Annotated in this window: 10 protein-coding genes and 1 pseudogene; 2 read left to right on the forward strand and 9 right to left on the reverse strand. The window is 74.6% G+C overall.

The genetic code is table 11. The annotated features are described in order from the left end of the window. Both G3I42_RS21865 and G3I42_RS21870 read right to left on the reverse strand, forming a co-directional pair. Positions 1-355: phosphotransferase (locus G3I42_RS21865; RefSeq protein WP_203607138.1), on the reverse strand; the 355-nt coding region annotated here is incomplete at its 3' end. A gap of 12 nt (positions 356-367) precedes the next feature. Continuing rightward, a complete protein-coding gene (locus G3I42_RS21870) occupies positions 368-1081 on the reverse strand; it encodes an aminoacyl-tRNA hydrolase (RefSeq protein ID WP_164288431.1) in 714 nt (237 codons plus the stop codon). Positions 1082-1169: 88 nt separating this feature from the next. Between G3I42_RS21870 and G3I42_RS21875 the strand changes: the two genes are divergently transcribed. Further along, on the forward strand, positions 1170-1841 hold the full coding sequence (locus tag G3I42_RS21875) for an AIM24 family protein (protein WP_164288433.1): 672 nt from the start codon (positions 1170-1172) through the stop codon (positions 1839-1841). A gap of 122 nt (positions 1842-1963) precedes the next feature. Here the strand turns inward: G3I42_RS21875 and G3I42_RS21880 are convergent, their stop codons facing one another. Together G3I42_RS21880 and zapE are read right to left on the reverse strand one after the other, a co-directional pair. Beyond that, complete coding sequence (locus G3I42_RS21880) at positions 1964-2152, reverse strand: hypothetical protein (RefSeq protein WP_164288450.1); 189 nt, start codon at positions 2150-2152, stop codon at positions 1964-1966. Between the two features lie 24 nt (positions 2153-2176). After that, entirely contained in the window at positions 2177-3280 is a 1104-nt protein-coding gene (gene zapE, locus G3I42_RS21885; protein WP_343244620.1) for a cell division protein ZapE, read from the reverse strand. A gap of 36 nt (positions 3281-3316) precedes the next feature. Here zapE and G3I42_RS21890 point away from each other — a divergent pair, with 36 nt between their 5' ends. Further along, positions 3317-4102, forward strand: coding sequence for a pyrimidine reductase family protein (locus tag G3I42_RS21890; protein ID WP_164288438.1), 786 nt, complete (start codon positions 3317-3319; stop codon positions 4100-4102). Between the two features lie 120 nt (positions 4103-4222). On the opposite strand, the gene G3I42_RS21895 is transcribed toward G3I42_RS21890, so the two are convergent. The 5 genes and pseudogenes from G3I42_RS21895 to G3I42_RS37745 all read right to left on the reverse strand — a co-directional run. After that, positions 4223-5509: a TRAP transporter large permease subunit gene (locus tag G3I42_RS21895; RefSeq protein WP_164288440.1), complete on the reverse strand. Its 1287-nt coding sequence runs from the start codon at positions 5507-5509 to the stop codon at positions 4223-4225. Positions 5510-5512: 3 nt separating this feature from the next. Continuing rightward, positions 5513-6115, reverse strand: coding sequence for a hypothetical protein (locus G3I42_RS21900; protein ID WP_164288442.1), 603 nt, complete (start codon positions 6113-6115; stop codon positions 5513-5515). Beyond that, a complete protein-coding gene (locus G3I42_RS21905; RefSeq protein WP_164288444.1) occupies positions 6112-8241 on the reverse strand; it encodes a hydantoinase/oxoprolinase family protein in 2130 nt (709 codons plus the stop codon). Before G3I42_RS21905 ends, G3I42_RS21900 begins: the two co-directional genes overlap by 4 nt. A gap of 180 nt (positions 8242-8421) precedes the next feature. Beyond that, positions 8422-10032 carry an FAD-dependent oxidoreductase gene (locus tag G3I42_RS21910; RefSeq protein ID WP_164288446.1) on the reverse strand — a complete coding sequence of 537 codons (1611 nt, stop codon included), beginning with the start codon at positions 10030-10032 and terminating at the stop codon, positions 8422-8424. A 77-nt stretch (positions 10033-10109) separates the two neighbouring features. Beyond that, positions 10110-10287, reverse strand: a pseudogene (locus G3I42_RS37745) (LacI family transcriptional regulator); the annotation flags it as partial.

Consider the following 10287-nt stretch of genomic DNA (forward strand, 5'->3'; position numbering starts at 1 on the left):
CCGCCGCCCCCGGGTCGGCCGGTGGGGTGCGCGCCGCCGTCTCGCCCGGCAGGTACGGGACGATGCTCCACGCCCACGGGTATCCGCACCCCGGCGCCCCCTTCCGTACCGGCGCCGGCACCGGGAGCGGCAGCCGCGCGGCGAGCGACGGCAGCCAGCGCTGCTCGTTCCGTACGAGCCCCGCCGCCGCCGCGCGCCGGGGCAGCCGCACGAGGTACGAAGTACCCAGCCGGCACACGAGGTTGTCCCAGCCGTGCGCGAGCACCGTGAGCGGGAGCGCCGCGAGGTCCGGGTGCTGGGCCGCGAGCAGTCGCCGGATCAGCTCCGGCGGGAGCGGCACCTCGGCCGCGGGCATCGCACGCACCGCTCAGCCCCCCAGCCCCCGCAGGTCCGCCACCGCCGTCGCGGAGCCCGGTACGACCTCTGTGAAACCGGCGTCGTGGACCACCGGGAGGCCGGCCGCGACGAGGGAGTGCCACCGCTCCTCGTCCGCCGTCCGGACCGCGAGCGGGAAGCCGGTCTCCGCCCACGCGGTGCGGCGCTTGTCGTCCAGCTCCCACCAGGCGAGCTGCACCGCGTGCCCCGCCTGCGCCATCGTCTTGCCCGCCGACATCTCCACCCCCGGGTTGAGCCACACGACGGGGACGCCGGGCGCGGGCGCGGCGGGTGGCTCCGGGTCGCTCAGCTCCGTACCCGAGACCTGGAGCTTCGCGAGGTCCTTGGGCCAGCCGTCGAGCGGGATCGGCGGGTAGACCCGCACCTCGGCGCTCCCGCCGTGCAGCGTCAGCCCCTCCAGCGCCTCGGCGCGCCGCCACTCGGAGCCCCGCGCACGCCGTACGACCTTGCGGATACGGGCGTCCTGCCAGTCCCGCACCGCCCCGGCCCACGGACCCTCGCCCGCCGAGCGCGGGTCCGAGAGCAGCGCGAGCACCGCGCGGGCCGCCGTCTCCAGCGCGTCGGTACGGGCCGGGGGCGCCGTCTTCTCCAGGTGCAGCACGAGCGGGAGGACGAACTGGGGGGCCTCGTCGCGGGGCGAGTGCGCCTCGGTGAAGGGCGGGGGAGGGAAGTCGCTGCTGGTCACGCCCCCCAGTCTGCCAGGGGCCCGCCGCGCCCCGCCAAAGTCCCGGAACCCCTTGGCGCCCCGCACACGGCCCCGCCATGATGTGGGCATGAAGAGCGATCTGTTCGGTGCCGACTTCCTCGCCAGTGCTGCCGTCCCCGGCCTCACGGTGGAGAACCCCAAGACCCTCAAGTACGTCGTGCGGGGCGAGATGTTCGCGCGGCAGGGCGCCATGATCGCCTTCCGCGGCGATCTCCGCTTCGAGCGCAAGGGCCAGGGCATAGGGGGCCTCCTCAAGCGCGCCGTGACCGGCGAGGGGCTTCCGCTCATGTCCGTCGCGGGCAACGGCGAGGCGTGGTTCGCGCACGAGGCGCAGAACGTCTTCGTCGTCGAGATCGAGCAGGGCGACCAGCTCACCGTCAACGGGCGCAACGTCCTGTGCTTCGACCCGAGCCTCGGCTACGAGATCAAGACCGTGAAGGGCGCGGGCATGACCGGCGGCGGCCTCTTCAACAGCGTCTTCTCCGGGCAGGGGAAGCTCGGCCTCATGTGCGAGGGGCACCCGCTCGTCATCCCGGTCGGCCAGGGACAGCCCGTCTTCGTCGACACCGACGCCGTCGTCGGCTGGAGCGCCCACCTCCAGACGAGCCTGCACCGCTCGCAGAGCGTCGGCTCCATGCTGCGCGGCGGCTCCGGCGAGGCGGTCCAACTGCGGCTCGACGGCGAGGGGTTCGTCATCGTACGGCCGAGCGAGGCGAAGCCGGAGCAGAAGTCGAGCTGAGGGCGGGGCTGAAGCCGAACCGGGCGCCGCGCAGAGGCCGAACCGGGCGCGGGCAGTCGTACGGGCGCGGGGAGTTGTACGGGCGTGGGGCAGCCGCACGGCCGCCCCGCCGCCCCGGCCCCTCACCCCGAGCAGGCGGTGCGCTGCCCCTCCAGCCAGGCGCAGCGCGGGCACAGCGTGATCCCCCGGTGCGACTCGGGGTACTCGCTCGGCTCCTGGCACAGCACGCACGCCGCGCGGGGCTCCACCGCCTCCTGCTCGCCCCCGGCCCGGTCCGCCGCGCCCGCTCCGTCCTCCGCCGCCCCCGCCACGCCGTCCGCCTCTTCCGTCACCGCTCAGTCCTCCTCGTCGTCCGCCGTCACCAGCGGCTTCGCGTCCCGCGCGAGTGCCGTGAGGCGGGAGATCGCGCGGAAGTACTTCTTCCGGTAGCCGCCGTTCAGCATCTCCTCGGAGAAGAGCCGGTCGAAGGGCAGGCCCGAGGCGAGGACGGGGACCTCGCGGTCGTAGAGGCGGTCGGCGAGGACGACGAGGCGCAGCGCCGTGGACTGGTCGGGCACGGGCGCGACGCCGGTGAGGCACACCGCGCTCAGGCCGTCCGTGAGTGCCCCGTAGCGGCTCGGGTGCACGCGGGCGAGGTGGCCGAGGAGGGCGGGGAAGGCGTCGAGGCTCGCGCCGGGCGTCGCTTCCGCGACCCGTACCACCCGCTCCTCGGCGAACGGCGCGGGCGCCTCGGGCAGGCCCCGGTGCCGGTAGTCGTCGCCGTCGATGCGCAGCGCGCGGAAGTGCGCGGACAGGCCTTGGATCTCGCGCAGGAAGTCCTGCGCGGCGAAGCGGCCCTCGCCGAGCTTGCCGGGCAGCGTGTTCGACGTCGCGGCGAGCGCCACGCCCGCCTCGACGAGCCGCGCGAGCAGCGAGGAGACGAGCACCGTGTCACCCGGGTCGTCCAGCTCGAACTCGTCGATGCACAGCAGCCGGTGGCCGCTCAGCGTCGCCACCGTCTGCTGGAACCCGAGCGCGCCGACGAGGTTCGTCAGCTCCACGAACGTGCCGAACGCCTTCTTCTCGGGCGGCGCGTCGGTCGCGTGCCACAGCGAGGCGAGCAGGTGTGTCTTGCCGACGCCGTAGCCGCCGTCGAGGTACACGCCGCGCGGTCCGGCGGGCGCTTCCGTACGTGCCTTGCGGCCGAACCAGCCGCGCTTGCCGGTGGCCGCGGGGGCCGCGCCGAGCGAGGCCGCGAACGCGGACAGTTCCCGTACCGCCTCCGACTGGCTCGGCTGCTTCGGGTCGGGCACGTACGTGCTGAAGCGGACCGCGTCGAAGCGCGGCGGCGGCACCAGCTCCGCGACCAGCCGCTCGGGCGGGACGCGGGGCTCGCGGGCGCACAGCGACAGGGGCCGTGCCTCCGCTATGGGCGCGGGCGAGGGCGTAGGGGTCGACACAAACACCCAGCTTAAGCGCCGTGCGAGACTGCCGGTATGCGACGCCTGTTCCCCGTAACCGACCCGACACCCGACGTGACCGACACCGATCGGGAGTGGCCGCTCGCCGAGCTGGCCGCGCTCTACGCGTACCCCGAGCCGCTGCCCGGGGCCGGTGTCCTGCGCGCCAACATGGTCACGACGCTGGACGGCGCCGCCTTCCACGAAGGGCGCTCGCAGGGCATCTCGGGAGCGGCCGACATGCGGGTCTTCGGGGTGCTGCGGGCGCTGGCGGATGTCGTGGTGGTCGGCGCCGAGACCGTACGGCGGGAGGGCTACCGGCCCGCGAAGGCGCGCGAAGCCTTCGCCGAGGCGCGCAAGGCGGCGGGACAGGCGCCCGCCGCGGCGATCGCCGTCGTCTCGGCCTCGCTCGACCTCGACTTCACGATGCCGCTCTTCACCGAGCCCGTCGTCCCGACGCTCGTCCTCACCGGCGCCGAAGCTCCCGACGAGCGGGTCGCCGCCGCGCGTGAAGCGGGCGCCGAGGTCGTCGTCGCGGGGAGCGGCCGGGGCGCCGATCCCGCCCGTCTGCGCGCCGAACTCGCCGCGCGCGGCCTGCGCCGCCAGCTCGCCGAGGGCGGCCCCCGCCTGCTCGGCCAGCTGATCGCCGCCGACACGGTCGACGAACTGTGCCTCACCGTCTCGCCGTTCCTCACGGCGGGCGACGCGAGCCGCATCGCCTACGCGGCCCAGGGCCTCGCGACCCCGGCCCGCATGCGCCCCGCCTCGATCCTCACGGAGAACGGCTTCCTGCTCACGCGGTACGTGCGGGAGACGGCCTGAGGCGCGGGACACGCGACGGGGCGGGCCGCCCCCCCCCGAAGGGAAGCGACCCGCCCCGCGGCCCGTCCGGCGGCGCGACGGCCGGACGGCTCAGCGGCCCGTCCGGCGCTCAGCGCCCTGTCACAGGTGCACCGCCGCCGTCACCACGAAGCCGCCCAGTGCCACGAACCACACGTATGGCAGCGTGCGGATCATGACCTGCTGCGGGCTCACGCCCGCGTACTGCGCGGCCCAGACCGTCTGCGTGCTCGTCGGGTCGGCGACGCCGAAGACCTGGTTGTACGAGGCCGTGATGCCGAGCACCGCGATCGCCGGGTAGATGCCGGTCGCGATGAGCACTCCGGCGATGCCGGCCCCGAGCCCGTACACGTTGAGGGGGCCCCGGTACAGGCACAGTGGCACGAGCAGCGCGAAGACCACGACGAACAGGATCGGGTTCTCCGGCGTGACCGCCCGCACGAGCGGTTCGAGCGCGTCGATCGCGCCCGGCAGCTTCACCGCGGCGAGCAGGATGCCGATCGCGACGAACAGCGTCATCGGCGCGGCGGCCACCTCGAAGCCGCTGTAGAGCGTGCGCAGCAGCCGCCGGTTCATCTCGCCGGGGCGGGTCGTCGTCACGAGCGCGTACAGGACGCCCGCGAGCAGCGAGGGAATGATCGCGACGTCGAGGCCGAGCGCGAGCACGAGCGGGACCAGCGGCGTGAGCAGCGCGTACCACGGGGCGTCGCCCAGCTCGGCGCGACGACGCGCGGCCTTTGAGCGCGGCGCCTCGGTGCGGAAGGCCCACGCGTGCTCGACGCCCTTGCGCCGCGACTCGATCAGCACGAACATCACGGCCGCGAAGAGCGCGAACGGGAACAGCTGGATCATGAAGTGGCGCACGTCGTGCACCGGCATGTCGAGCGCGCTGGAGAAGAACTGCCACACCGGCAGCTCGAACGGCATCCCCGCGGCGATGCCCATGAGGACCGTTCCCGCCGCCGTCACCTTCGGGATGCCGACCGCGATCATCGCCGGGATGCCGATGATGCCCGCGAGCATCGCGGCCGGCGCCGAGCCGGTGACCGTCCCGATGAGCGTCGAGACGATCAGCACGCCGAGCGCGACGATCGTGGGCCGGTCGCCGCCGAACTCGACGATCTTGCGCACCAGCGTCCCCGCGATGCCCGTCTCGTCGAGCAGCTTGCCGAGCCAGGAACCGAGCAGGATCGCGATCATCGTCGCGGCGAGCGCGGGCGCGCCCTCCTGGAGCACGGTGTCCAGGACGCTGTTCTTGCCGGTGAGCGGCGCGCCCGAGACGAGCGCGATGACGACACCGAGGAGGACGAGCGCGAAGGCGGTGGGGAGCTTGCGGGTGAGCATCGCGGCGACACCGGCCGCCATGATGATCAGGATGATGATGCCCATGACTTACTTCTCTCTGGCCGGGGCTGCCGGGTCGGGCGCCGGGGCGGTGTAGGACGCGGCGAGCGCGGCGGACAGCAGGAGCGGGCTGCGGCCGAGACCGCAGACGGTGCGCGCGTAGGCGTGGGCGGCGAGCTCCTCGGCCCCCGCGACGTGCGCGGGCACGCTGAACCTGCCCAGCCGCAGCGCGGTGTGCCCGAGCGCGCGCTTGAGCGCGGCCCGCTCGGAGCCGTGGTGGAGCCGCTCGTGCACCGCCTCGTGGGCGAGCGCGGCGGCCCGTACCGAACCGGTGGGGAACCACGCGCGCCACCCGTGCCGGGCCACGAGCCGCTCGGCGGCGGCGATCGCGTCGGTGTACAGCTCCACGGCCTGCGGACGCGAGGTGTAGCGGGCGAGGAGCCCGCGCTCCAGGCCGCCCGTGCTCTCGACGACGTGCGCGGGAGCGGGCGAGGGCGTGCGCGCGAGCTCCGTGCCGAAGCGGTCGGCCGCCTCGGCCCAGCCCCGCAGCACGGCGGGATCGCGGTGCGCGTGCAGCGGCAGCGAGGCGAGGAACCGCGCCCCGTACTCGATGTCGTCCACGCGCGACAGGTCTTCGGTCATGACGGTCATGAGCGCTCCTCCACCAAAGCCACGACCCGCTCGTCCGCGGGCCGTCCCTCCAGCTCCGTCCGCGCGAGCGCGAGCAGCGGCTGCGGGTCGAGCACCCCGGACAGGTCCGCGATGCGCGAGCCGATGAGCAGCCGCAGCGCCGGGGCGCGCACCCCGCCGTCCCCGTACGCCGTGGACTCGTCCACGAGCGTCGCGAGGGTGTGCGCGGCGGCGCCCACGGTCGTCGTCTCGATCCGCGCGTCCGGCGCGTGCAGCCGTACGACGCCGTCCGCGTCCACGACCCGCACCGGGTGCTTGACGCCGCGCAGCCTGCGGTGCTTCTCGGCCCCGTAGACGGTGTACGCGTTCGTCCGGGCCAGCTCGCGCACCTCGGACTCCGGCGCCTTCAGGCTCGTCGCCGCGAGGCGCAGCCGCTCCGCGTCGTCGGCCCGGTGCGCCCGGTCCTGGGTGCGTAGTTCCGTGGCACCCGTCGCGACCGCCCGCACCGTGTTGGTCTGCGGGTCGACGGTCACCTCGACCTCGACCGCGTCGGCCGCCGCGCCCTGCGCGATCACGGCCCGCTCGGCCTCGGCCCGGACCGCGAGGATGTCTTCCTGGCCCGCGCCGGGGATGATCCGCTCGACCTGCTCGCGCACGAGCGCGAGCGCGACGCCGATCGGGCTGATCACCTCGTGGTGGCGCGCGAGCTTTCCTTCGAGCCCGGTCACGGCCGCGAGGTGCGGCGTGACCGAGGCCGCGCCGCCGCCCCCGCCGACGAGCAGGACCGCGTCCTTGTCGAGCCGGTAGTCGGCGATCATCTTGTCCGCGACCTCGCGCACCTGGGCGATGCCCGCGTCCAGGATCTGCGTCGCCGCGCCGTCCACGTCGGTGCCGAGCGCGGTGGCGAGCGGCGCGAGCGCGGTACGGGCCGTCTCGCGGTCCGCGTGCGCGAAGTCGTCCTCGGGGACGCGGCCGAGCGCGTTCGCCGCGCACGTCATGGTGAGCGCGTAGCGCCCGCCCGCCGCGTCGATCACGACGTGGTCGTCCGCGTCGTCCGGGGTCGGCCGCATCGTGGCGAGCTTCGCGCCCGCCAGCTCCTCCGGCGCGGCGAAGCACGCGTACGGGAGCCCGGCGATGTGCGCGCTGCGTGGCCCGACCGTGCTCACCTTGCCGCCGCTCACACGCACCATCGAGCCGCCGCCCACGCCCACCGTGCGCACGTCGAGCGCGGAGAGGTACGAGGTCTTGCCGAGCAGTGTCGCGTGCCGCACCGCGACCTTGCCGCGCCGCACGACGCTGATGTCCGTCGACGTGCCGCCGGTCTCCAGGAACACGCCCTCGCTGACCCGCTCCTGCATGAGCGCGCCCGCGACCCCGGCCGCCGGGCCCGAGAGCACCGTGAGCAGCGGGCGGCGGCGCATCTCGTCGAGCGACATGACGCCGCCGTCGCAGCGCATCACCATGAGCGGCGCCTCGACGCCCGCCTTCGTGATCGCGGCGTCCACGAGGTCCGCCGTCGCGAACATGCGCGGCAGGATCGCCGCGTTGACGACGGCGGTGCGGGTCCGCTTCTGGAGCCCGTAGAGCGAGGTGATGTCGTGCGCGGCGGTCATCGGCACGCCGCGCGCGGCGGCGGCCTCGCGCACCGCGTCCTCGCCCTCCGGGCGGTCCACGCTGAACGGCTGGCTCGCCACGATCACTTCGGCCCCGGCCCGCACGACCTCGTCCACGGCGTGCTCGACCGCCGCGCGGTCGGCCGGGTCGGGGACGTGCGCGTAGCGGAGCGGGAAGTTCTTGCCGGGGATCAGCTCGGTCTTCGCGAGCGAGGCGAGGCGCTTGGTGAAGAGCGCGCCGGCGCCGCCGCCGAGGCCGATGAGCCCCACGGTCGCCACATCGCCCTCCAACAGGGCGTTGGTAGCCTGTGTCGTGCCGTGGGCCAGGAAGGACACGTCCTTGGCGGTGTGCCCGGTCTCGGTGAGCAGCTTGTCGAGCGCCGTCACGATGCCGTGCGCGACCCCGTCCTCGTGATGGTGGCTGGTCGGGACCTTCACCTGGCCGACGAGGGCGAGCGTCGCGCTGTCCACGGCGACGGCGTCGGTGAAGGTTCCGCCCACGTCGATGCCGACGCGGATGCGGTGGGTGGTCATGGTCTGGGCACCTCCTTGTGCTGGGTCGGCGCGTGCGTGGGCGGTGGGCCGGGCGGGACAGGTGGAGCTGTCCCGCCCGGCGGTCTCCGCCCCGGGTGACCGGGCGCGCCGTCAAGCTTCCCGGGCCCGGTGGGGCTCAGCGGGCGGGGCGGCCGTCGTGGCCGCGTCCGCCGCCGCGGCTCAGTAGCCGCGTACCTCCGGCCAGTGCCGCTCGACGCCGGAGCGCTCCAGCAGCCCGGCGAAGTCCGCGAACCGGTCCTCGTCCGCCTGCACCTCGCGGGGCGTCAGCTCCGCGTCCAGGCAGTGCGCGGCGAGCGCGCCCGCGACCTCGCCGATGTTCCACTCGACGGGGTGCAGCCGGTAGCAGCCGTTGGTGATGTGCGTCGTGCCGATGTTCTTTCCGGCCGGGAGCAGGTTGCGCACCCGGCGCGGCACGAGCGCGCCGAGCGGGATCTCGAAGGGCACCGAGCCGATGTCGATGTAGTTGTCGCCGCCCGTCGAGGGGTGCAGGTCGATGCGGTAGCTGCCGACGCCGACCGAGTCCGGGTAGCGGGTGCCGCCGGTCGGCCCGACGAGGTCGATCGCCACGTCGTGCTCGGTGACGGTCGTGACGGCCTTGATGCGCCGCGACTCGCGGACGTACGGGGCCTTCGCCAGCCCGTCCTCGGTGCCCATGACGTCGGGGCGCGGGCGCAGCCCGGGGAAGCCCTTGCCGCCGTCCGCGCGCGGGGCCTCGGTCTGGAGCCAGTACAGGACGGAGAGCGAGAGCTGCTTGGCCTCGCGTATCGCCTCGGCCGTCGTCTTCTCGCCGCCGCCGACGAGGGGCTTGAGCCAGTAGTCGTTGAGCGGCCAGTTGACGAGCGTGATGTCGGAGCCGAAGGCGCCCTCGCGGTGCAGCTTGCGGGCGAGGATGCGGCGGAAGCCGAAGAGTTCCTTGTCCCCGGCGTCGGCCGACTGGTCGGCGCTCACCGCGAGCGGGTCCTGCTCCGGGTTCGGCACGAAGGTGCGCGGCACGGCCTCCAGGCTGCGCGGGTCGGGCGCGAGGAAGCCGAGGAGCGGGCCCGGCCAGAAGTCCGGCTGGTAGGAGCGCCAGAAGTCGTAGTCGGCGGGCTTCTCGATCGTGTGGTCCTCGCCCTCGTGGTGCGAGAGCGCGAAGCAGAAGGTGATGCCCTGCTGGTTGAGCGGGTCGGCCTGCTCGGGCGCGTGCGGCTCGCCGGTCTCGGCGCGCGACTCGGCGCCGAGCACGTGCTCGACGTCCGCGAGGTCGAGCAGTTCACCGGTCTCGGTCGCGTCGAGCACGTACGGCGCCGCGAAGGTGCGGCGGCCGCCGTCGCGCAGGTTCTCGACCGTGACCGAGGTGACGGTGTCGCCCTCCGTCGTCGCGGCGACGGGACGGTGCTCGGTGAGCAGCGTGAGGAGCCCGGCGGAGCGGTACGGGGCGAGCATGCCCTCCAGCGCCGCGAGCCCCGCGCGCGGCTCGGCGCACAGCTTGCTCACGCGCCCGGCGCCCGGGTTGAGCGTCGGCTGCGCCGCCGCCTCGGCGCGCAGCGGGTACAGGTCGCGGTAGTAGTCGCGGATCGCCTCGCGCAGCGCGCGGTACGAGGCCGTGACGCCGAACTGCTCGACCCACGGGTGCTCGTCCGGGGGCACGGCCTGCGAGGTGAGCTGGCCGCCGACCCAGTCGGTCTCTTCGGTGAGGACGACGGTGCGCCCCGCCCGGCAGGCGGCGAGGGCGGCGGCGACCCCGCCGAGGCCGCCGCCGACGACGAGGATGTCCGGTTGGCTGGTCACAAGCTCTCCTAGGTGGTGCGGGTGGTGCGGGTGGTGCTTCGTGGTGCGGTGTTGCCGGTACGGGGCCGGGCGGCGTGTCAGGTCGCCGCCAGGTCCCGTACCGCTTCGGGCGCGGGTCCCGCCGTCGCCCCCGGCCGGAAGGCGCACGGCACGAGCGGCTCGTCCGCCTCCTCGCCCGCGACGAGCGCGGCCAGGAGCCGTACCGCCGCGGCGCCGAGCCGGGTGCGCGGGATGGCGAAGCCGGTCGGCACCGGC

This window comes from Streptomyces sp. SID11385 (assembly GCF_010548245.1).
Lineage (GTDB): Bacteria > Actinomycetota > Actinomycetes > Streptomycetales > Streptomycetaceae > Streptomyces.